This window comes from Ruegeria sp. CJ9 (assembly GCF_056536625.1).
This window is the reverse complement of record NZ_JBQFPY010000016.1, coordinates 1-20,405: the sequence shown is the minus strand read 5'-3', so window position 1 is coordinate 20,405 and position 20,405 is coordinate 1. Positions and strand designations below refer to the sequence as shown.

Here is a 20,405-nt window from a genome sequence, read left to right as displayed (position 1 = left end):
CGATCAGAAACAGGGTGACAATCTTGATAATCACGTCACAAACCGAAACGCGCGTAGGCTGCACGCTCCTCAAGGCCGGCAACGGCATCCTGTGCCAGCGAAGCCCCAAAGCGCGACCAAAGAGGTTTGCGCAGCCCATAGCGGCGGAACTTGACCTTTTCGCCAAAGCGTTCCTGCAACTTGGGCTTCAGATGCGCGATGCCATCAATCAGCCCCAGTTCCTGCGCGCGCCGGGCCAGCCAGACCTCGCCTGTGAACAGGTCCTGACTTTCATCCAGCTTGCCGCCGCGCCGGGTTTTGACATGAGTGATGAAATTTTCGTGAATGTCAGCCAACAGCACTTCCAGCCGAGCGACGTCTTCTTTTTTCTCGGGTGCAAACGGGTCCAGCATAGACTTCGATTTGCCGGCAGTATGCACGCGGCGCTCGATACCCTGTTTTCGCAAAAGGACATGCGCGCCGAAACCCGAAGAGATCACCCCAATCGACCCCAGAACCGAACTGTCATCGGCGTAAATCTCATCCGCAGCCGCCGCCAGCCAATATCCGCCCGAGGCTGCCACGTCTTCGACAAAAGCAATGACAGGAACGTTCAATTCCTCAGATAACCGTCGAATACGCGCGCCGATCAGAGAGCTTTGCACCGGCGATCCACCGGGCGAGTTGACCTCAAGCGCGACGGCGGCAGGTTTGCCCTTGCGAAAGGCTTTCTCAAGTACGGGTGCCAGCGCAGTGTCGGACATCGATCCACGACCGGCCATTCCGATTGCACCGGACAGGCGCACAACGGCCACGCAGGGTTGCTTTTTAATAAACGGCAGGCTGAGTTTCATGGGTGCCGATGTAGAGTGCCCCCAACCGGTAAACAAGGGACCGATTTACCGATAGACGTGACGTGAACACATTTCCTGAGGTCAGAGGGCAAAAATGCAACGCCTCTCTGTGGCTTAGCTACGAATGCGCCAACCGGTTTTAAAGATCCACCAGATGATGCCAAGGCACAGGCCGGTAAAGGCCAGAATGGCCAACAGGCTAAGCCCGATCGGAACATCCGCCAGCCCATAAAACGACCAGCGAAACCCCGAAATCAGATAGACCACCGGGTTGAACAAGGTGACCGTCTGCCAAAGCGGCGGCAGCATCGAAATGGAATAGAACGTGCCACCCAGAAAAATCAGCGGCGTCACGACAAGCTGCGGCACCAGCGACATCTGCTCGAAATTACTGGCCCAGATACCGATGATGAACCCCAACAGAGAAAAGCTGAGGCAGGTCAGGATCAGAAATGCAGCCATCGCAACCGGGTGTTCGATGCGCAAATCCACAAAGAAAGAGGCCGTAACCAGGATGACCAACCCAACGAAAAGTGCCTTGGTCGCGGCTGCCCCGACATAGCCGATCACAATCTCGATAAAATTCACCGGCGCCGAGAGAAGTTCATATATCGTGCCCAGAAACTTGGGGAAATAGATGCCGAAAGACGCATTGGATATTGCCAGCATCACCACCGACAGCATGATCAGCCCCGGCACGATGAAGGCACCGTAGGACACGCCTTCGATCTCTTGAATACGGCTGCCGATGGCGGTGCCAAAGACCACGAAATACAGCGAGGTTGATAGGACCGGCGACAGAAAGCTTTGCGCCAGGGTGCGGAAGAACCGGGCCATTTCGAACCGGTAGATGGCGGCAATGGCGGACCAGTTCATGCGGGCTCTCCGGACACCAGATTGACAAAGATTTCCTCAAGGCTCGACTGCCGCGTCTGCACATCACGCAACACCAGCCCCGCCTGCGCCACATCATTCAACAACGTGGTGATCCCGGTACGATCAGCATGCGTGTCATAGGTATAGATCAGCGCATCACCGTTACCATTCATCGTCAGGTTATGCACCGCCAGACTGTCGGGAATGGTCTGGATCGGCTCAGTCAGCATCACCTCGATCTGCTTCTTGCCCATCTGCGCCATCAGCGTGTGTTTGTCCTGCACAAGTAACAGCTCGCCTTTGTCGATGACGCCGATACGGTCAGCAATGGCCTCGGCCTCTTCGATGTAATGCGTGGTCAGGATGATGGTGACGCCGGCCTGTTTCAGTTCGGCCACGATCTCCCACATATCCTTGCGCAGTTCGACATCAACGCCGGCGGTGGGTTCATCCAGAAACAGCACCCGCGGCTCATGCGACAGTGCCTTGGCGATCAGAACGCGACGCTTCATACCGCCGGACAGTTCTTTGATCGCGTTCTTGCGTTTGTCCCACAGGGACAGCTTGCGCAAAATTTCTTCGATCCGCGCATCATTGCGGCCTAACCCGAACAGACCACGCGACAGGCGGACCGTGTTCCAGACCTTCTCGAACGGCTCCAACGCGATCTCTTGCGGCACCAACCCGATCATCCGGCGTGCGGCACGAAAATCGGTCAGGATATCGTGACCGCCTACCGCAACCGAACCCGAGGTCGGTGTGGTGATGCCGCAAATGGTCGAAATCAGCGTTGTCTTACCCGCCCCGTTCGGGCCCAGCAGCGCCAGGATCTCCCCCTGCTCGATATCCAGCGAGACGCCCTTCAACGCCTCAAACCCTCCGGCGTAGGATTTGCGCAGATCCTTGATCGAAAGAATGGTTGTCATGCAGGTTCCTCGTTCTGGCGGCGACCCTACCCCGCCCGCCCGACACAGAACAGGTCAATTCCGCACACCGCCCTGCGCTTTTTTGCGGTAGGGAAAGGCGCCATTGCACGTAACTCCGGCCTTACTCCGGCCTTGCAATTCACCGGACAAGTCGAAACCCTGCGCCGAAACGGAGGGGCGCAATGCTGAACGGTATTCGGATTATCGAGATCGAAGGGCTGGGCCCTGCCCCCTTTGCCGCCATGCTGCTGGCGGATATGGGCGCGGACGTCATTACCATCCACCGCAAGGTACGGGCGGCAACACCTGGCATGCCGGAACGCTCGGTTCTGGATCGCGGAAAACGGTCGATTGATCTGAACCTGAAGGACGAGAGCGATCTGGAAATTACCAAACGGCTGATCGCCTCGGCTGATGCGCTGATCGAAGGGTTTCGCCCCGGAGTGATGGAGAAACTCGGCCTTGGTCCCGAACCCTGTCACGAAATGAACCCCAAGCTGGTCTACGGCCGGATGACAGGCTGGGGTCAGGACAGCCCCTTATCGGACACGGCCGGGCATGACCTGAACTATATCGCCCTGTCCGGCGCGCTCTGGTACGGATCACCCCCCGATCAACCGCCGCAGACCCCCGCCACACTGGTCGGTGATATAGGCGGAGGAGCGATGTATCTGGTCGCTGGCCTTCTGGCCGGGCTTCTGAACGCGCAGAGCACGGGCCAAGGCACCATCGTCGACGCCGCCATTTATGATGGCTCGGCACATATGATGAACTTGCTTATGAGTCTGAACCAATCCGGCAACCTGTCTGACGCACGCGGTCAAAGCCTGCTGGACGGCCCCCATTGGAGCCGCACCTACGCCTGTGCCGACGGCGGGTTCGTGACGGTCCAATGCCTCGAACCCAAATTCTATGCGCTTTTCGTGCAAAAGATGGGCCTGTCTGACGACAAGATATTCGAGCCCCAGTTCGACCCGTCACTCTGGCCCGCGCAAACCCGCAGCCTTGCCGCCATATTCGCCGCAAAGCCGCGCGACCACTGGGCAAACCTGTTCGCAGGAACAGATGCCTGTGTCGCCCCGGTTCTTAGCCCGACCGAAGCACAGGCCCATGAGATGAACACCGCCCGCAACACATGGCTGCGTATCAACGGTGATCTCCAGGCCGCCGCCGCCCCGAGATTTTCCAACCATGCGTGGGCCCCGAAACCAAGCCCGGCCCGTGGCGAACACAGTGTGGAAATTCGGGCGGAGCTCGAAACTCTTCGCCGATCCGCCTCTTCATCTGGCTAAAAATACCTCGGGGGATGAATTGGCCACAGGCCAAGAAGGGGGCTGGCCCCCTTCCCGATTACCGCCCGCGAACTGTGTCGATCATCAGCTGCACATTCGCAGGGTCAGCATCCGGCGTGATCCCGTGACCCAGATTGAAAATATGTGGTCCTTTTGAGAACGCTTCGACAATCCGGCGCGTCTCATCCACCAAAGCCTGCCCTCCGGACACCATATGGGACGAGGCCAGATTGCCCTGAACACAGCCATCCACCTGCACATGCTCGGCCCCCCATTCAGGCGAAACTGAATTGTCCAGCGCGACACAGTCTACACCCGTTGCCTTGGCAAATCCGATATAGCCATCCCCGGCCTCTCGCGGGAAACCAATCACCGGGATACCGGGATGGCGTTCCTTGATGGCCTGCGTGATCACCCGACAAGGCTCAAGCGCGTATTTCCGGAACGCATCCCCTTTCAGTGACCCGGCCCAGCTGTCAAAGATCTTGACCACTTCAGCCCCGGCCTCGATCTGCGCCGAGAGGTATTCGATGGTCGCCAGCGTAATACGCTCCAACAGTGCCTCGAACAGGACGGTGTTTTCCTCGCGCAGTGCATGCGCGGGTCCCTGATCCGGCGTGCCGCGCCCGGCAATCATATATGTCGCAACGGTCCAGGGCGCGCCCGCGAATCCAATCAGAGTGGTCTCGGACGGCAATTCGCGCGACAGAATGCGCACCGTCTCATAAACCGGCGACAGCGTTTCATGTATATCCTCGACCGGTTTCAGCGCATCGAATTCCGAAGCTTGCGTTATGGTCGACAGACGCGGGCCTTCTCCGGTGACAAACCACAAATCCGCGCCCAGCGCTTGCGGTACCAGCAGGATATCGGCAAACAGGATCGCTGCGTCGAACCCATAGCGGCGGATCGGCTGCAACGTCACCTCGGCCGCCAGTTCAGGGTTATAGCATAGCGACAGAAAATCCCCAGCCTGCGCGCGGGTTGCGCGATACTCGGGCAGATACCGCCCGGCCTGACGCATCATCCAGATCGGCGGTACATCCTGCACCTCACCCGCCAGTGCCCGCAGCAGTTTCTTTGTCTCGGCCATCTTTGCCCCCAATCGTCTGGTTTGTCGCAACGGGTCGGCCCTCAGTGGCAATTTGTCAAGGTGTGCCCCCATTGTCAGGGCAATGTGACGCGACTAAAGCTTGGCGCATGACACTGACCATGCCTTCCCCCGACTCACCGCTGAAGATTGGCACCCGTGGTTCGCCTCTGGCGCTGGCGCAAGCATACGAAACCCGGCAACGGCTGGGCACTGCATTTGACTTGCCGGACGAGGCGTTCGAGATCGTGGTGATCAAGACCACCGGCGACAACCGCGCCATGATCGACGCGGATCGCCCGCTGAAAGAGATCGGCAACAAGGGCCTGTTCACCAAAGAAATTGAAGAGGCGATGCTGCGCGGCGATATCGACATCGCGGTGCATTCCACCAAGGACATGCCGGTGGAGCAGCCCGAGGGCCTCGTGCTGGACACATTCCTGCCGCGCGAAGATGTGCGCGACGCGTTTATTTCGCCCAGCCTGACCTCGATCCACGATCTGCCGCAGGGCGCGGTAGTAGGCACCTCCTCCCTGCGCCGTCGGGCGCAGCTATTGAACCGGCGACCTGACCTGAACGTTGTGGAATTCCGCGGCAATGTGCAGACCCGCCTGAAAAAACTGGCCGACGGCGTGGCGGACTGCACCTTTCTGGCCATGGCAGGCATCCGCCGCTTGAACATGGCCGAGGTTCCCGCCACGGCCATTGCCCCCGAGGACATGCTGCCCGCAATTGCACAGGGCACCATCGGTATCGAGCGTCGTAGCGACGATTCCCGTGCAGCGGGTATGCTCGAAGCGATCCACCATACCGAGACGGGTCAGCGCCTGGCCGCTGAACGGGCCCTGCTGGCGGCCCTGGACGGGTCCTGCGAAACCCCCATCGCGGGTCTTGCCGAAGTGCAAGGCGGACAACTGCGCCTGCGCGGCGAAGTGCTGCGCCCCGATGGGTCCGAGGCGATTGCCGAAGACCAAACGGGCACGATTTCCGACGGCCCCGAGATGGGCCGCGTCATGGCACAAACACTGTTGAAACAAGCAGGCCCGGGCTTCTTCGATTGGAGAAGTTGAGAAAAATTTGAGTAATGTGAATTACTTCACTGTAGATTGCATTCCGATCTGGCATCAAGGTTTCATACCGATGTGGTGAAGGGGCGATCTCGATAAAGTCGAAAGTTTTTTCAGTTTATTCGCTTAAGTGGTATTCGAGGGGGCGAGACTGCACCAAATCACTAATCGGTTAGGGCCGCTGTCATATTTTGACAGCGGCCCATTTCATTTCAGATCAATCGTTCAGGCTGCACTGATCGCCTGTACAGCTTTTTCAACAGCCGCCCGGGTCTGTTCCAGATCGGCTTCGGTCACGGCCAATGACGGATACAGCTTGCCCGGAGATTTGAAGATCCCATTTGCGCGCAACGTATCGTTGTAGAGGGTAATTCGTTGTGGATCGTCATGTCTGGCGCTGCGGTAGTCGCGACAAGCCCTATCGGTGAAATAGATATCGAACAGCGTTTCATCTCCGACGACCTGATGCGGAATACCCGCCTTGGTCAGCGCGTCGACCTGCATCTGCTGCAATGCCAACCCAGTTGCGCGCAGCTGGTCATAAACACCGTCGCGCCGCAAAACCTCGAGGGTTTTCAAACCTGCAACCGAAGCCACCGGATTGCCAGACAAGGTGCCCAACTGCATCAGCCAGCCTTCTTCGCCGACCTGCGCCTTGTTGAAATGCTTCATAATTTCGGCGCTGGCACCCAGCGCGGCCAGAGGGAAGCCACCGCCTGTAGCTTTGCCCAAAGTGCAGATATCGGGCGTCACGCCGTATTTTTCTTGCGCGCCGCCATAGGCCAGGCGGAACCCGGTGACGATCTCGTCAAAGATCAGAAGAACATGGTGCTTGTCGCACAGATCGCGCAAGCCCTGCAGGAAACCGGGTTCAGGCGGCACGATCCGTTGCAACGGCTCAACCATGATCGCAGCGACGTCATTGTGTTCGTCCAACAGGGCGGCCACCGCCTCAAGGTCATTAAAAGGGGCAACCAACACCTGTTCGGCCACGCTGTCAGGGATACCGGCACTGTCTGGCACGGCTTGCGGAAAGTTGACCTGCCGACTGGGCGCAAGACTCATCTGTGCCTCGGCGCTCATGCCGTGATAGCCACCTTCGAATTTCAGAATCTTGCTGCTCCCCGTATATGCGCGGGCCAGACGGATCGCATACATGTCCGCCTCACCGCCCGAGGCGACAAACCGCACCTGTTCGCAACAAGGCACCGCATCGATGATCGCCTCGGCCAGTTCAATGCCTTTGGCGTTGTTGGCAAAGAAGGTCATGCCTTTGGGCAATTGCTCCAGTACGGCCTCCATCACTTCGGGGTGGCCATGACCCAACAACATGGGGCCTGACCCGATCAGATAGTCGATATATTCATTGCCGTCCTCATCCCAGACGTGGCTGCCTTCGCCGCGGGCAATGATGATGCCAGGATCAAAATTGCCAAACCCTCCGGCGGGTAGAACTGCATTGGCGCGGTCGATCCATTCGGATTGTGTGCCTATCTTCAGCATCTCAAACGATCTCCAATATCGGGGAACCAAGAACTTCCGGGTCAGGTGAAACACCTAATCCTGAACCTTCGGGCGGAGCAATCCGGCCGTTTTCACGATTTGGTGCATCCTGGCAAAGTCGAGGGGCCACATAGGACGACAGGTCACAGGTATTCAGCAATGATCCATGCGGCGTCGACGCCGCAAAGTGCAACGATGCGGCCGTAACAATATCCGACCCCCAGGTGCATTCGGCGCAAATTTCTGCCCCCAGATGAACGGTCAGATCCCGCGCGCGGCGCATGGCCGACAAGCCGCCAAATTTGGAAAATTTCAACGCCACTGCATCCATGCACCCCAGTTCATGCGCCCGCAACAGCGAGGCCAGATCAAATGCGTTTTCGTCAATCTTCATCGGCAAGCCGGTGGCCTGTCGCACAGCAGCGCAGTCTTCCAGCGTTTTACACGGCTGCTCCAGCATCACGTCCAGATGCGCAACGGCCCGCCCCGTGCGTGTGGCTTGCAACCGCGACGCGCCACAGTTCCAGTCGCCATAGACCAGAGGGCCCGGTCCCACGGCCTCACGCACTTTGATCAGACGTTCCGCATCGGCCTGCCAGTCGCCCTCAACCCCCAGCTTGACCTGAAACTGGCGAATGCCGGTTTGATAAGCGGTTTTGGCGATCCGCGCCATGTCGTCCGGCGCGATACAGGTGATCGAATGATAGAGCGGCATGTCCTTCCGCGTCCGCCCGCCCAGCAAAGCATAGATCGGTTGGCCCGTGGCCTGACCAAACAGGTCCCACAGAGCAATGTCGACAATGGACTTGGCATAAAGATGCCCTTGCAAGAACCCGTCCAGTTTACGCATCGGTGCGTCGACTCCAAACGGGGAAACCCCTATGATCTGCGGTCCCATTTCCGCCACCGCCCCCGGCACGCCATCAGCAAAGGCTGGCAGGTAATGGGGGATCGGGCAGACCTCGCCCCAACCTTTCAGGCCGGTATCCGTTTCCAGACACAGAACATGGGTTTTAACTGTGGCACAGGTCTTACCCTCGGCCATGTGGTAGGTCTCGTGACTGGTCAGATCGACGGACCAGAGCATTATCTTGGTGATCCTCATTGATAAACTCCAACCGGATCGCCAAGCGCCTCTTCGTCGGGATGAACACCAAGCCCCGGTGTTTCCGGAAGGTGCAGGTGACCTTCGATGTTACGCGGCCCGCGCCCGGCGGCGATATCAACCGTGATCATATCCTGACAAGCCCAGACCGCGTGGCAATTGTCGTCCGGGATGGTAGAGGCAAGATGCAGTGCCTCGGTATCGGCCAGAACCGAGCCGCCAGTGGCCATCACGAACATGTCGATCCCGTGCGCCAGAGCGATATCTCGCATCCTAACTGCTTTGGTCAGACCGCCGACGCGATTCAGTTTGATCCCGAACACCTCGGCCAGCCCGTCACGGGCAATCCGCGCAGCGTCCTGCAAGGTGACCAGGCTTTCATCTACCGACACGGGTGAGGCATGACGGCCCGAGATCGCGGCAATATCATCAAGCGTCTCACCGGGTTGTTCAAAAATGACGTTCAGATCCTCGCAGGCGCTCATTACTTGCAGGGCCTGTTGCCGGGTCCAGCCTCGGTTGACGTCATATAGGACGATCTCACCCGGTCGCCGAATGCTCTCCACGTCGCGCACACGAGTAATGTCACGTTCGACGTCACCTCCGATCTTTACCGAATGGGCAACGTAGCCGCGGTTGCGATACCGCTCCATGACCACACGGGTTTCTTCCACAGTCTTGGCCCCGACCGAGGATGCAATCGGACGCGGCGTCCGCGACCCCCCACCCATCAGATCAGCAATCGGCAGGCCGGCCGCCTGACCTGCGATGTCCCAGCACGCCATGTCGATCGGGCTTTTGGCGTAGAGATGTCCGGGCAGCGCGGTATCCATTGCCCGTTCCACATCCAACACTCGTCGCGGATCAAGGCCCAGAATGAACGGCGCCATGGTTTGAATGCCTGCGCGAATGCCCGGCCCATGCGCAGGCACATAGGTGTGACCCCAAGGAGTGCCCTCGCCCCAGCCGATCAGCCCGGCATCAGTTTCCACCTTAACCAGCGTCGCATCTAACACGTCGAATTTCAGCCGCCCACCAGACAGCCAATAGGGATGCTCTAACGGCAAATCGACGTGATAGACCGAAAGGCGGGTGATCTTCATTTCAACTCCACCTCGACAAAGGACATGGGGGTATCCCCAGCGTTGATGACGTTATGTTCCACCCCTTCGTCGCGGCGATAGGCGGTTCCAGCGAGAACCGTCACTTCGTTGGCCGTTCCATCGGGCAACTCCAACCGCATCTGGCAATCGGTGACAGCCATGATGACGTAATCCATCGCGTGACGGTGCCAGCCAGTTTCAGCGTCGGGGGCAAAGTCAAAGCGCGTCACCCGCACACGCGCGTCATCGATCATCTGGGTTGCAACAGCTTGCGGTCTCATAATCTAAACTCCTCAACAGGCGCACCGAGGCTTTCGAAATCGGGCACTACACCCATTCCTGGTACATCCGAGGCGTAGAGCTTGCCATTCCGCGACATTGGTCCGCCGATTCCGGTAGAACGCGTGTTGTAGTTCATCAGGTCGGTTGTGTTTTGCAGGTAGTCAGACGGGGTCGAGGCAGCAAAATGGGCGACAGCCGATGTCGCAATTTCCCCACCCCATGTGTCTTCGCTGACCACCGGAATGCGGTTTTCGACCAGATAGTCCCGCACCCGCCGCGCCTTGCTTAGCCCACCAAGGTTCGAGATTTTGAGACAGCAGATCTCGGCCCCGCGATCCGCGACGATGCGCTGCGCCATGTGCATACCAGTCAGGCATTCATCCAGCTTCATCGGTTGCTCGGCCACGCGGCGTACCTGCTGGCATTCTTCATAGGTGCGGCAGGGCTGTTCCAGAATGTAATCCAGATCGCGCGTTGCGCGCGCCACCCGGATCGCTTTGTCAACGCGCCAGCCCTGATTGGCATCGGCCATCGCCTTTTCACCAGGTTGAAGCAAAGGCAGTGTCGTCCGGATACGGTCAATATCCGTGACCCAGTCGCTGCCGACCTTAATCTGAAACTGCCGGTACCCCTGCTCGCGGTACCGGTTCATTTCGGCGACCGTCTCATCAACCGCTTTCTGAGGCGCGACGCGATACATCGGCGCGCCGTCGGTCAGCTTACCGCCCAGCAGCATCCAAACCGGTTGATCACAATCCTGCCCCAGAATGTCCCAGCACGCGGCATCAAACGGAGCCTTTGCGTACCCATGTCCCTGAATCAAATGATCCATATGCTGTTCGATGCGCCCCACCTGTCGCGGGTCCTCGCCCAACAGCGACGGAGCAACCAACCGGGCCAGCGCGGCGACGCCTTCGGAATGCGCAACCATATAGTTCTCACCACAAGGTGTGAATTCTCCGCACCCCTGCAGACCCGCATCTGTGTCGATGACGACGACTGACGCAGTTGCGGTTTCAATCGCGTTGCCCGCCCCCCAAACGTAAGCACCGCCCACATAAGGCAGACCGGTCTGGAACACGCGCACACGGGTGATTTTCATGCGGCATCCATTCGTGGCAAATCGCCCATTCCCTCGCCGCGCCAAAGAACGAAGGTCAGGATCGGCTCATCTATTGTGGTCATCGCATGGCTTTGCCAACTGAGGTGATGGCGTGTCTGGTTGGGACCGATATAGGTTTCGTTCCCTTCGATGCGAAAACTCGCCCCGCCCCCTACGATCAAATACAGCTCTTCTGACTGATGGCTGTGCCAATCATAATTTAAACCTGCCCCCCAATAGGCGACGTAGCCGCGCAATTGGGTCGAGTGGAAATGCCCGGTTGGCCCGAACAATTCATAATAGCCGTAGCGGTTTAGGAAATCGGCCCCCACCTCTTCTTCGGTATACGTGAGCTTCCATTGCGCCAGATGTGCGGTTGCCCTGATCGCATCGGACAAGGATTGCGTGGCGTCGCCGGTCGGGAATTCAGTTTGCTGAACCAACTCTACTGCCGGGATTTGGTTTGGTTCCAAACCTGTCGCTACAAGATCGTCAGGCCAGGCACCAAAACCCGAAAGATCAGGGTGGGATTGATGCAGCTGCCGGGCGGCCTCTAGAACGTCGTCCATTGTCACGGGATCACCACGATGTTGCCTGTGTGTTGTTTGGCGATAAAGGCCGCCTGTGCCTCACGCAATTCTTCCAATGGATAGGTAGCCGCCAACGCAGGCTTGATCTCTCCGGCCTCGATGTATTTCACGAGGTTTTGCATGACTTGCGGGTCGATCACGGTCGAACCTGTGAAGGTCAAGTCGCGCAGGTAGAATGTTCGCAGATCAAACTCGACCATCGGCCCCGCGATCGCACCCGAGCACGTATAACGCCCGCCGCGTTCCAGACTGTCGATCAGGTTCGGCCAATAGGGGCCGCCGACCACATCGGCCACTACGGTGATCTTTTCTGCACCCAAAGCCGCACGAAAGTTTTCCGGCGCACGGGGCAAAATCCTGTCGGGGCCTAATTTGGCGACGTCTGCGTGCTTGGTCTCGGACGCCATTGCGATCACACGCGCGCCGCGCCGATTGGCCAATTGCACCAGTGCCCCACCAACGCCACCCGAGGCGCCCGGCACCAACACGGTGTCCTTGTCGGTCACGTTGGCGCGTGTCAGCATGCCTTCGGCGGTCGAATACGAGCAGGAAAACGTCGCCAGCTCCGCATCCGTGAGGTCTGATTTGATCGGCACCGCATTCACCGCAAGTGTCGTGGCGTATTCGGCAAATCCGCCGTCCCGCTCGGACCCGTAGTATCCGGTCTTGTCCTTGTTGCCTGGATCGTTCGGATCGCGCAGCCAGCCATCGGTGATCACGCGTTCACCAATGCGGGCGCTGTCGACACCATCGCCGACGGCCACGATCTGACCGCAGATATCGGCGCCCTGAATGCGCGGGAACGTGATTGGCGCGCCGCCCCATGTCGGGTCATCTTCGCCCACTTCTTCAAACGCGCCACCCGTTGTCGCATCCGTCACCGTTTTGGAATACCAACCCGAGCGTGTGTTCACGTCGGTATTGTTCAAACCACAGGCGGCGACCTTGATCAGCACCTCGCCCGCAGCGGGTTCCGGGCGCGGCCAGTCCTCATGCAACACCATTTGTTCAAGGCCACCATGGCCCATCGTGACCATAGCTTTCATTGTATCGGGCAGGCTCATTGTGCAGTCTCCAGCATGGCGTCGGTACGGGGCAGCAGGCTGTCGGGGTCATAGGCAGGTTCACCCAACACGCGGGCTACGCGGGGTTTGCCGTGGATCACGACCTGCAACGCGGTGCCGGGGGTTGCGGCTTCGGGCTTGATATAGGCAAAGGCCAGAATCTTACTGACCGTATGGCCATAAGCCACCGAAGCCGTCGAGCCCACGACGCGGCCATCCAGCGTGACCGCTTCGCCGCCATGACCGTCGATCTCTCCGTCGGGTTCAATCTCAAGATAGGCGCAGATCCAGGGCAGATCAGAATTCAGGGTCTTGTCCTTGCCCAGATACTCCTTGTCCGTACTGGCAAAGCGTAGCACATCAGCCTCGGCGAGAGTGACCTCGTTGGTCAACTCACCCGCACCTTTGAAGCCCTTCTCCATCCGCATCACGTTCATGGCAAAGCTGCCATAGTCGGCGATACAATGAGGTTCGCCAGCGGTCCAGAGCGCGGTATAGACGTCGAGGCAGGCGGCGTTGGGCATGTGCAGCTCCCAGCCGAGTTCCCCGGCATAGGACATGCGGAAGGCCCAGACCTTGTGCCCCGCGATGGTGATTTCCTGCGCCGACAGCCAGCGGAAACCGGCATTGCTCAAATCCGCATCGGTGCAGCGGGACAAGACGTCGCGCGATCGGGGGCCATTCAGCGACAGGGCCGACCAGTCGACGGACAGCGCGGTGATCTGCACATCCTCTTCAGCGCACTGGTGTGCCAGATGATCCAGTAGGCGCTGTTCAAAGAAAGCTGCACAGACCAGATAGAAGCGGTCCTCGGCCATGCGGACAATCGTCGTCTCCAATTCGATCCGCCCGCGTCGGTTCAGCATATGCGTCAGTGTGATCGAGCCCACCTTTTGCGGCATCCGGTTGGCGGTCAACCGGTCCAGCAGGGCATAGGCGTCCGGGCCAGAGACCTCGACCTTGGTGAAAGCGGTGACATCCATGATACCGACGCGTTCGCGGACCGCTTTGACCTCAGCTGCGACCATGTCGTCTGCCGGTGTGCGGCGGAAGGAATAGTGATCGCGCTGTTCGACCCCGTCCCGTGCGAACCAGCGGGGGCGCTCAAAACCATACACCTCCTCATGCACCGCGCCTTTGGAGTTCAGCAGTTCATACAGCGGCGACGGCTTGATCGGGCGGCCTTCCAGGCGATTGAAATGCGGGAAAGGGATTTCATGGCGCAGGCAGTAGTCTTCCTCAGCCTTGATCACCTGCCAGTCCTTGTTGGCATACGCCCCAAACCGGCGCGGGTCGAATTCGCGCATCGAAATATCCGCCGCCCCATGCACCATCCAGCGCGCCAGCTCGCGGGTCAGACCTGGCCCCCAGCCGATGCCGATCTGCGTTCCGCAACAACACCAATAGTTCCGAACACCCGGCGCAGGGCCGATCAACGGGTTGCCATCGGGGGGATGCGAAATCGCGCCATGTACGTCGCGTTGAATGCCCAGTTCAGCAAAGATCGGCATCCGGTTCAGGCTTTCTTCAAGCCACGGCATCACCCGGTCGTAGTCCGCATCGAACAACCAGTTTTCGTATTCCCAGGGGCAATGATCATGCCAGACCGAGTTCGGGTTCTCTTTTTCGTAAATCCCGATCAGCCCGCGCTGCTGCTCCATCCGGATATAGCCCGAGACTTTGCGATCGTCGCGGATCACCGGCAGTTCGGTGTCCAGGTTCTGGAACTCCGGCACCGGTTCGGTCACGAAGTAATGGTGGGTCATCGAAGTCATGGGCAGTTGTAGCCCCGACCATTCGCCCATCTGACGGGCATAGGTGCCGCCAGCGTTCACCACATGCTCACAAGTTATGGTGCCCTGTTCGGTCTCTATCACCCACTCCCCATTCCCAGCCTGCGTAATGTTGGTGGCGCGGCAGTTGCGGAAGATGCGCACACCCTTTAGACGCGCGCCTGTTGCCATCGCCATGGTGACGTTTGTCGGGTCCACATGGCCATCGTCGGGCGTATGCAGCGCGCCCAACACGCCGTCGAGATTGTAGAACGGGTGCAGCTCCGCCACCTTTTCGGGGCCGACTAATTCGATATTGAACCCAAGCGAGCGACCAACGGACAGGGTGTGGCGCAACCAGTCTATCTCATCCTCAGTATAGGCCAGTCGAAACGATCCGCAGCCATGCCATGTCACCGGCTGGCCGGTCTCTGCCTCAAGCGCACCTGAATACAAACCGATGTTGTAGTCCACACATTTGCCCAGCCCAAAGCTCGATGTTGAATGTGTGATCTGCCCTGCCGCATGCCAGGTGCTGCCGCTGGTCAGTTCAGCCTTTTCCAGCAGGACAGTATCCTCGCCCCACCCTTCATGCGCCAGATGGTAGGCCAGACCGACCCCCATGACACCTCCGCCCACGATCACCACGCGGGCATGTGACGGCAGATTCTTCTCGGACATGATTTTTCCTCTTCCCGAGTCGCGTTTCTGCTCGACAGGCTAATTCCACAAATGTACCATCGTCAATCATGAATGACACAAATGTATCAATAATCGTTCTCGACCGCCTCACCGAAGAGTGGGACGCCCTGACGCCCGAGGCACAGAAAGCCGCGCGCTACGTGCTGGAAAACCCCACGGATGTTGGGGTTTCGACCGTGCGCGAGATTGCCGAGGCTGCCAATGTGAAACCCAACACCTTCGTGCGGATGGCTCGGCAGGTGGGCTTCGAAGGTTACGAGGATTTTCGCGCGCCATTTCGCGACGCGATTCGCCAAGGCACCGTGTCGTTTCCCGATCGCGCGCGCTGGTTGCAGACCATTGGCAAGTCGGGTGAGCTGGGCGGCCTTTATGCCGATATGATCGGCGCCGCGATCCGCAACATCGAAGACACCTTTGCCGGAATCGACGCCGACCGACTGAAAGCCGCCGCCGAGGATATCTGGAATTGTCGCCAAATCTTTACGCTGGGCGTTGGCGTCAATAACGCGAACGCGCGCAACTTTACCTATCTGGCCTCTACGGGCATGAAGCAATTTCACGCCATCCCTCGCCCCGGCTCGACCCCGGTCGACGATCTGGCCTGGGCCGACGAACAGGATGTGCTGATCGCCATCACCTGCCACCCTTACCGGACCGAAGTGATCGACGCAATTAAACTGGCGCGGCAGCAGGGCCTGACTGTCATCGGCCTGTCCGACAGCCCCGCCAGCCCAGTAATCCTGAACGCGCAGCATGGCTTTGTCGTCGCTGCTGACACGCCGCAATTCTTCCCGTCCTCCGTATCTACCATCGCTTTGTTGGAAACGCTGCTGTCCTTCGTGATCGCGGTTTCCAGCGATGAGATTGTCGAGCGGGTGGAACGGTTTCATCAACGCAGGCACCAGCTTGGCCTTTACGCAGAGGAGCCCGAATGAACGCCCCGCTGACACGTTCGCTTGATGCGCGATACTACACCGACCCTGCGATTTTCACGCAAGAGATGCAGGGCCTTCTGGCCCGAACTTGGCAATTCGCCGGACACGTGGCGCAAGTCCGCGAAACAGGGGACTACTTTGCCTTCACGATTGCCGGGCAGAACCTGTTCTGCATTCGGGGTCGCGACGGAGAAATCCGCACCTTTTACAACGTTTGTCAGCATCGAGCGCACGAGATGGTCACCGGCGCCGGAAACACCCGCGTCGTCGTCTGCCCCTACCACGCGTGGACATATGAATTGTCCGGCCAGCTGCGCGCAGGGCCCAACATCAAATCCGTCCCCGGCTTTGACCGTAGCACCATCTGCCTGACCTCTGTCCGGACCGAAGTGTTCAACGGCTTCATCTTCGTCAATCTCGACGATGACGCCGCGCCAATGGATGAATGGTACCCCGGCGTGCGCGAAGAAATCCGCGCCTTCGTCCCTCACATCGACGATCTGGAACCGCTGGAATGGGTCGAGATACCCGAGAACTGCAACTGGAAGGTCAGTATCGAGAATTACTCGGAATGCTATCACTGCCCAACCAATCACCCGACCTTTGCCGAAGGCGTGGTCAAACCCGAGACCTATGACATTCAACCCGATCCAAGCGGCGGCTACGTGCTGCGCCACACGACGGAATGCCAGAGCCTCGACAAGATGACCTATCCCATCGACATGTCGGTGCCTCATGCAGGTGATTATCAGTCGTGGTTCCTGTGGCCGATGTTTTCATTCCAATGCTACCCGGGCAATGTGCTGAATACTTACCACTGGCGCGCGGTCGATGCCGATCACTGCACCGTCTGGCGCGGCTGGTATACCGAAGGCGGGTCGGAAAGTGCGGTGATCCGTCAATTGGCCGTGCAGGATCGCGAAACCACGGTCGAAGAAGATATCCATCTGGTCGAAAGCGTTCACCGGGGCCTGAAATCCCGTGGCTATCGCCCTGGTCCACTGGTGCTGGACCCCAGATGCGGTGTGATGTCGGAACACTCGATTGCCCGGTTACAACAATGGATGCGTGAGGCGGTGGACTGATGATCAAGGTGATCCACCCATGCTGATGCCCGAAGACTGGCGACCGGAGCACAAGCTATTTCCGCATCAGGTGGGCTTTACCTCTCCTCCGTTCGACTTCGATGCGGCTCCATCCGATTTCCTGCGCATCAGCCCGGGCACCGTAGGGGTACATGGCTGGATGCTGCATGTTCCAGAATATGTGCATGGGCTGGATCAGCGAAAACAGAATTTCGGGATGCTTGAGGATTTTGTCCACTGCATGTCCCGAAACGGCGTCGATGTGTGCGGTCAGGTCGGGTCGAACTGGGTGCATGCCTGCGGGCTGGGCGTTGAAGGCGTACGACAGCATTGCGCGGATCTGTCCGACAAATACGGCTCGCAGTTTCATATGGCAGGATACGCCATGATCGAAGCGCTGCGCGAAATGAATGTGGAGAAGGTGGCGTTGAACGCTGCCTATCATTGGCCGGAATGGTGGCAAGGCACAGTCGGGTTCCTTCAAGAAGCCGGGTTCGATGTTTTGTATGCCGGCAATTTCCACGATCAGGGATGGTTTGCCAGCCAAGATGATGTGAACAGTTATCGCTGGGTCTTTGAAGGCGATCTGGCGCTCAAAAGCTTCGAATACGTTGCCGAGCAAGCCCCGAATGCCGATGCGATCCTTATCAACGGTATGTGCAATTTCCGCACGGGTCCGAACGGTCTGCCACAACGCCCCCTGCATTTGGTAGACGATCTGGAGGCCGCCTTGGGTAAACCTGTAGTCGGCCACGACATCGCGCTCTATTGGCGCATCTTCAGATCCCTTGACTTGCGGCCCGCGACACCATTGGGTCGGCTTCTGAAAAGCCTGTAGATCAAAGAGGGCTGAAACCCATGCACAGAATACTCGCGCTCTGGGCGGTGCCCCGATCCACTTCAACGGCCTTTGAATGGATGATGCGCCAGCGCGGCGATCTGGATTGCCTGCACGAACCCTTCGGCGAGGCGTGGTATCAGGGAGAAGACCCACTTTGGCACCGGTTCAAACCGGGGGATGTCACAACGCCCGGCCTGACGCTTGGGAAAGTGTGGCAGGACATCAAGGCCCGAGCCGAAAATGCGCCGGTCTTCATCAAGGACTTTCCGCACTACATCAACCATATGTGGGATGCCGAGTTCCTGTCCCACTTCAATCATGCCTTCTTGATCCGCGACCCGGCCAAAACGATCACCTCGATGTTCAAGCGCTGGCCAGACTTCGCGGAAGGAGAGGTTGGCTTCCCCGAACAGCGCGCCTTATTCGACTTGCTAACCGCCCTGAACGGCACCCCTCCGCCTGTGATTGACAGCGATGATCTGCTGGAAGACCCCCGAGCAATGACAGAGAAATTCTGTGACGCAGTGGGCATTCCTTTTATCGAAGACGCCTTGACCTGGGAAGCCGGTGGCGATCCTTCGGCACATAGCTGGTGGGATGGCGGGTCGTTTCACGCCAATCTCGCGAACTCGACCGGGTTGGCGCCGCAACCTCGCAAATATGTTTCAATCGAAGAGGCGCCAGATCGGGTCAAACAGGTGCATCGCCGGATGAAACCGCATTATGATCACCTCTACAAACATCGTCTGACGCGCTAAAGAACCGGAGGCCCCAAATGGCAGACATTTTCGACGAAGACCTGTTCCTCAAAGGGTTGGAGCAACGCAAAGGCACGCTCGGGGCCGAATATGTAGAAAAGAACCTGGCGTCCGCGGATGACTTTACGCGCCCGTTTCAGGAGGCCATGACAGCCTGGTGCTGGGGCTTTGGCTGGGGCGACAGCGTGATCGACGCCAAGACCCGATCGATGATGAACCTGTCGATGATCGGCGCGCTGGGGAAGATGCACGAATGGGAAATCCACTGCAAAGGCGCGATTAACAATGGCGTCTCGAAGGAGGAAATCAGGGCCATCATCCACGTGATCGGCATCTATTGCGGAGTACCCCAGGCGCTGGAATGCTTCCGTGTGGCGCGAAAGGTGCTTGAAGCCAAATAAATGCTCAAACTAGTCAGATTTTAGCAGGCATGACTGGTTCAGTATCAGGCTTCGGGCCCTAAGTTTATAAGTATATCGACAATCTCGCCGCGCCTCGTCCCGATTAAGGCGTGTCGGGCAGAGCGAGGGGCAGGCTGCAAGAATTTTTTGACACGCGTTGTCGTCTCATACGATTAGAACGCCAAGAGCCATGTGTTAGATATGCATGGCAACCTCATCGCCGCAACAAACAAGGCAAGCAGAGCCCTCGCAACCTTCTTTAATACTTGAACAGCCTACATCAGGGTTGATCATTGCGACTGCACCCCCCTTGCCGGATCGACTGATTGGGCGCACAATATGAACTCATACACAAAATTGCGCCCTGGGTGCGCACCGTGACACGCTTCGCGTCCGGGACGCCTTCTATGAATTGGAGGGCACCATGACTATTGCATCTCGTCTGAAACACCATTTGGACTCCCAGGGGCTTCCGTTTGATACTGTCCCGCATCCCTATGCCGCTACTGCAAGCGAATGTGCAGAAGCGGCACATGTTCCCGGCGACCACCTTGCCAAATCCGTCTTAATTCACATGGAAGAGGGGCCCATACTTGCAGTGCTGCCCAGCAACCATCAGGTCGACCTCACTGCTCTGCAATCGATGATGGATCGGCGCCTTGGTTTAGCTCCTGAATCCGAAATGCGCGAATTGTTTGATGATTGCGCCCTTGGCGCGATACCTCCTGTAGGCGATGCCTATGATCTGCCGACTGTTGTGGACAACAGTCTCACTGGCCTCGACAGGGTTTGGTTCGAAGCTGGAGACCACCAAACTTTGATTGAAATGCGCGGGAAGGATTTCGACACGATGATGAAAGACGTTAAGCACGGCGCTTTCTGCTGCATGCATTAAGCTCTGGCGTGTTTTTTCCTGATTTACCCCGCTCCGGCGGGTTTTTCTGAGCTACGGGAGCAGGATTTTTAGCTCTCACCCTATTGTTTTGTGGTTCTGACGGGTTGAGTTTGTTAAGCGATTGATCTTGGGGATCAATTGTAGTGTGACCGGGCTGTTCTGAGATTTTCTGACGCTGGTTGC

21 protein-coding genes are annotated in these 20,405 nt (G+C 58.4%); 8 read left to right on the top strand and 13 right to left on the bottom strand.

The annotated features are described in order from the left end of the window. Window positions 1-35 precede the first annotated feature (35 nt). The 3 genes from ACR0AJ_RS20515 to ACR0AJ_RS20505 all read right to left on the bottom strand — a co-directional run bounded on the left by ACR0AJ_RS20515 (window position 36) and on the right by ACR0AJ_RS20505 (window position 2,635). The gene (locus ACR0AJ_RS20515) at window positions 36-833 is read right to left on the bottom strand and encodes a S49 family peptidase (protein ID WP_170350743.1); all 798 of its coding nucleotides are present in this window, start codon (window positions 831-833) and stop codon (window positions 36-38) included. Between the two features lie 114 nt (window positions 834-947). Next, window positions 948-1,709, bottom strand: coding sequence for an ABC transporter permease (locus tag ACR0AJ_RS20510; protein ID WP_170350744.1), 762 nt, complete (start codon window positions 1,707-1,709; stop codon window positions 948-950). Then, on the bottom strand, window positions 1,706-2,635 hold the full coding sequence (locus ACR0AJ_RS20505) for an ABC transporter ATP-binding protein (protein WP_170350745.1): 930 nt from the start codon (window positions 2,633-2,635) through the stop codon (window positions 1,706-1,708). Before ACR0AJ_RS20505 ends, ACR0AJ_RS20510 begins: the two co-directional genes overlap by 4 nt. Before the next feature lie 182 nt (window positions 2,636-2,817). Between ACR0AJ_RS20505 and ACR0AJ_RS20500 the strand changes: the two genes are divergently transcribed. Further along, a complete protein-coding gene (locus tag ACR0AJ_RS20500) occupies window positions 2,818-3,927 on the top strand; it encodes a CaiB/BaiF CoA transferase family protein (protein WP_480741807.1) in 1,110 nt (369 codons plus the stop codon). Window positions 3,928-3,985: 58 nt separating this feature from the next. Here ACR0AJ_RS20500 and hemE read toward each other — a convergent pair whose 3' ends face one another. Further along, window positions 3,986-5,020 carry a uroporphyrinogen decarboxylase gene (gene hemE, locus ACR0AJ_RS20495; RefSeq protein ID WP_170551798.1) on the bottom strand — a complete coding sequence of 345 codons (1,035 nt, stop codon included), beginning with the start codon at window positions 5,018-5,020 and terminating at the stop codon, window positions 3,986-3,988. A 107-nt stretch (window positions 5,021-5,127) separates the two neighbouring features. On the opposite strand from hemE, the gene hemC reads away from it, so the two are divergent. After that, a complete protein-coding gene (gene hemC / locus ACR0AJ_RS20490; RefSeq protein ID WP_170350748.1) occupies window positions 5,128-6,087 on the top strand; it encodes a hydroxymethylbilane synthase in 960 nt (319 codons plus the stop codon). A gap of 222 nt (window positions 6,088-6,309) precedes the next feature. On the opposite strand, the gene ACR0AJ_RS20485 is transcribed toward hemC, so the two are convergent. The 8 genes from ACR0AJ_RS20485 to ACR0AJ_RS20450 are packed head-to-tail and all read right to left on the bottom strand — an operon-like array spanning window position 6,310 to window position 15,286. Next, on the bottom strand, window positions 6,310-7,587 hold the full coding sequence (locus ACR0AJ_RS20485) for an aspartate aminotransferase family protein (RefSeq protein WP_480741804.1): 1,278 nt from the start codon (window positions 7,585-7,587) through the stop codon (window positions 6,310-6,312). Between the two features lies 1 nt (window position 7,588). Then, the gene (locus tag ACR0AJ_RS20480; protein WP_480663269.1) at window positions 7,589-8,692 is read right to left on the bottom strand and encodes a mandelate racemase/muconate lactonizing enzyme family protein; all 1,104 of its coding nucleotides are present in this window, start codon (window positions 8,690-8,692) and stop codon (window positions 7,589-7,591) included. Further along, window positions 8,689-9,795, bottom strand: a complete 1,107-nt coding sequence (locus ACR0AJ_RS20475) for a mandelate racemase/muconate lactonizing enzyme family protein (protein ID WP_480663267.1) — start codon at window positions 9,793-9,795, stop codon at window positions 8,689-8,691. The genes ACR0AJ_RS20480 and ACR0AJ_RS20475 overlap by 4 nt, the downstream gene beginning before the upstream one ends. Continuing rightward, window positions 9,792-10,076 carry a cupin domain-containing protein gene (locus ACR0AJ_RS20470; protein WP_254429568.1) on the bottom strand — a complete coding sequence of 95 codons (285 nt, stop codon included), beginning with the start codon at window positions 10,074-10,076 and terminating at the stop codon, window positions 9,792-9,794. Before ACR0AJ_RS20470 ends, ACR0AJ_RS20475 begins: the two co-directional genes overlap by 4 nt. Beyond that, the gene (locus ACR0AJ_RS20465; protein ID WP_480663265.1) at window positions 10,073-11,179 is read right to left on the bottom strand and encodes a mandelate racemase/muconate lactonizing enzyme family protein; all 1,107 of its coding nucleotides are present in this window, start codon (window positions 11,177-11,179) and stop codon (window positions 10,073-10,075) included. The genes ACR0AJ_RS20470 and ACR0AJ_RS20465 overlap by 4 nt, the downstream gene beginning before the upstream one ends. Then, on the bottom strand, window positions 11,176-11,748 hold the full coding sequence (locus ACR0AJ_RS20460; protein WP_480663263.1) for a dimethylsulfonioproprionate lyase family protein: 573 nt from the start codon (window positions 11,746-11,748) through the stop codon (window positions 11,176-11,178). The genes ACR0AJ_RS20465 and ACR0AJ_RS20460 overlap by 4 nt, the downstream gene beginning before the upstream one ends. A gap of 2 nt (window positions 11,749-11,750) precedes the next feature. Next, on the bottom strand, window positions 11,751-12,833 hold the full coding sequence (locus tag ACR0AJ_RS20455) for an alcohol dehydrogenase family protein (RefSeq protein WP_480663262.1): 1,083 nt from the start codon (window positions 12,831-12,833) through the stop codon (window positions 11,751-11,753). Further along, window positions 12,830-15,286, bottom strand: a complete 2,457-nt coding sequence (locus tag ACR0AJ_RS20450) for an FAD-dependent oxidoreductase (protein ID WP_480741802.1) — start codon at window positions 15,284-15,286, stop codon at window positions 12,830-12,832. Before ACR0AJ_RS20450 ends, ACR0AJ_RS20455 begins: the two co-directional genes overlap by 4 nt. Before the next feature lie 68 nt (window positions 15,287-15,354). Between ACR0AJ_RS20450 and ACR0AJ_RS20445 the strand changes: the two genes are divergently transcribed. The 6 genes from ACR0AJ_RS20445 (at window position 15,355) to ACR0AJ_RS20420 (ending at window position 20,222) form a co-directional block, all read left to right on the top strand. Then, entirely contained in the window at window positions 15,355-16,242 is an 888-nt protein-coding gene (locus ACR0AJ_RS20445) for a MurR/RpiR family transcriptional regulator (RefSeq protein ID WP_480741800.1), read from the top strand. Continuing rightward, the gene (locus ACR0AJ_RS20440) at window positions 16,239-17,327 is read left to right on the top strand and encodes an aromatic ring-hydroxylating oxygenase subunit alpha (protein WP_170350756.1); all 1,089 of its coding nucleotides are present in this window, start codon (window positions 16,239-16,241) and stop codon (window positions 17,325-17,327) included. The genes ACR0AJ_RS20445 and ACR0AJ_RS20440 overlap by 4 nt, the downstream gene beginning before the upstream one ends. A gap of 19 nt (window positions 17,328-17,346) precedes the next feature. Further along, window positions 17,347-18,165, top strand: a complete 819-nt coding sequence (locus tag ACR0AJ_RS20435; protein WP_170377885.1) for a hypothetical protein — start codon at window positions 17,347-17,349, stop codon at window positions 18,163-18,165. Window positions 18,166-18,185: 20 nt separating this feature from the next. After that, window positions 18,186-18,926, top strand: a complete 741-nt coding sequence (locus ACR0AJ_RS20430) for a sulfotransferase-like domain-containing protein (RefSeq protein WP_480741798.1) — start codon at window positions 18,186-18,188, stop codon at window positions 18,924-18,926. 17 nt (window positions 18,927-18,943) lie between these two features. Beyond that, window positions 18,944-19,327, top strand: coding sequence for a carboxymuconolactone decarboxylase family protein (locus ACR0AJ_RS20425; protein WP_170350759.1), 384 nt, complete (start codon window positions 18,944-18,946; stop codon window positions 19,325-19,327). A gap of 424 nt (window positions 19,328-19,751) precedes the next feature. After that, window positions 19,752-20,222, top strand: coding sequence for an aminoacyl-tRNA deacylase (locus tag ACR0AJ_RS20420; RefSeq protein WP_170361221.1), 471 nt, complete (start codon window positions 19,752-19,754; stop codon window positions 20,220-20,222). On the opposite strand, the gene ACR0AJ_RS20415 is transcribed toward ACR0AJ_RS20420, so the two are convergent. Next, a partial coding sequence (locus ACR0AJ_RS20415; RefSeq protein WP_480741795.1) for a hypothetical protein occupies window positions 20,191-20,405 on the bottom strand: 215 nt, incomplete at its 5' end. The genes ACR0AJ_RS20420 and ACR0AJ_RS20415 overlap by 32 nt on opposite strands.

What these genes read in the sequence shown, in the direction of transcription:
- ACR0AJ_RS20505 (WP_170350745.1), bottom strand. Translation starts at nt 2,635, where the DNA reads ATGACAACCATTCTTTCGATCAAGGATCTGCGCAAATCCTACGCCGGA.
- ACR0AJ_RS20445 (WP_480741800.1), top strand. Translation starts at nt 15,355, where the DNA reads ATGAATGACACAAATGTATCAATAATCGTTCTCGACCGCCTCACCGAA.
- ACR0AJ_RS20440 (WP_170350756.1), top strand. Translation starts at nt 16,239, where the DNA reads ATGAACGCCCCGCTGACACGTTCGCTTGATGCGCGATACTACACCGAC.
- ACR0AJ_RS20425 (WP_170350759.1), top strand. Translation starts at nt 18,944, where the DNA reads ATGGCAGACATTTTCGACGAAGACCTGTTCCTCAAAGGGTTGGAGCAA.
- hemC (WP_170350748.1), top strand. Translation starts at nt 5,128, where the DNA reads ATGACACTGACCATGCCTTCCCCCGACTCACCGCTGAAGATTGGCACC.
- ACR0AJ_RS20485 (WP_480741804.1), bottom strand. Translation starts at nt 7,587, where the DNA reads ATGCTGAAGATAGGCACACAATCCGAATGGATCGACCGCGCCAATGCA.
- ACR0AJ_RS20470 (WP_254429568.1), bottom strand. Translation starts at nt 10,076, where the DNA reads ATGAGACCGCAAGCTGTTGCAACCCAGATGATCGATGACGCGCGTGTG.
- ACR0AJ_RS20515 (WP_170350743.1), bottom strand. Translation starts at nt 833, where the DNA reads ATGAAACTCAGCCTGCCGTTTATTAAAAAGCAACCCTGCGTGGCCGTT.
- ACR0AJ_RS20455 (WP_480663262.1), bottom strand. Translation starts at nt 12,833, where the DNA reads ATGAGCCTGCCCGATACAATGAAAGCTATGGTCACGATGGGCCATGGT.
- ACR0AJ_RS20430 (WP_480741798.1), top strand. Translation starts at nt 18,186, where the DNA reads ATGCACAGAATACTCGCGCTCTGGGCGGTGCCCCGATCCACTTCAACG.
- ACR0AJ_RS20465 (WP_480663265.1), bottom strand. Translation starts at nt 11,179, where the DNA reads ATGAAAATCACCCGTGTGCGCGTGTTCCAGACCGGTCTGCCTTATGTG.
- hemE (WP_170551798.1), bottom strand. Translation starts at nt 5,020, where the DNA reads ATGGCCGAGACAAAGAAACTGCTGCGGGCACTGGCGGGTGAGGTGCAG.
- ACR0AJ_RS20420 (WP_170361221.1), top strand. Translation starts at nt 19,752, where the DNA reads ATGACTATTGCATCTCGTCTGAAACACCATTTGGACTCCCAGGGGCTT.
- ACR0AJ_RS20475 (WP_480663267.1), bottom strand. Translation starts at nt 9,795, where the DNA reads ATGAAGATCACCCGCCTTTCGGTCTATCACGTCGATTTGCCGTTAGAG.
- ACR0AJ_RS20500 (WP_480741807.1), top strand. Translation starts at nt 2,818, where the DNA reads ATGCTGAACGGTATTCGGATTATCGAGATCGAAGGGCTGGGCCCTGCC.
- ACR0AJ_RS20435 (WP_170377885.1), top strand. Translation starts at nt 17,347, where the DNA reads ATGCTGATGCCCGAAGACTGGCGACCGGAGCACAAGCTATTTCCGCAT.
- ACR0AJ_RS20480 (WP_480663269.1), bottom strand. Translation starts at nt 8,692, where the DNA reads ATGAGGATCACCAAGATAATGCTCTGGTCCGTCGATCTGACCAGTCAC.
- ACR0AJ_RS20450 (WP_480741802.1), bottom strand. Translation starts at nt 15,286, where the DNA reads ATGTCCGAGAAGAATCTGCCGTCACATGCCCGCGTGGTGATCGTGGGC.
- ACR0AJ_RS20460 (WP_480663263.1), bottom strand. Translation starts at nt 11,748, where the DNA reads ATGGACGACGTTCTAGAGGCCGCCCGGCAGCTGCATCAATCCCACCCT.
- ACR0AJ_RS20510 (WP_170350744.1), bottom strand. Translation starts at nt 1,709, where the DNA reads ATGAACTGGTCCGCCATTGCCGCCATCTACCGGTTCGAAATGGCCCGG.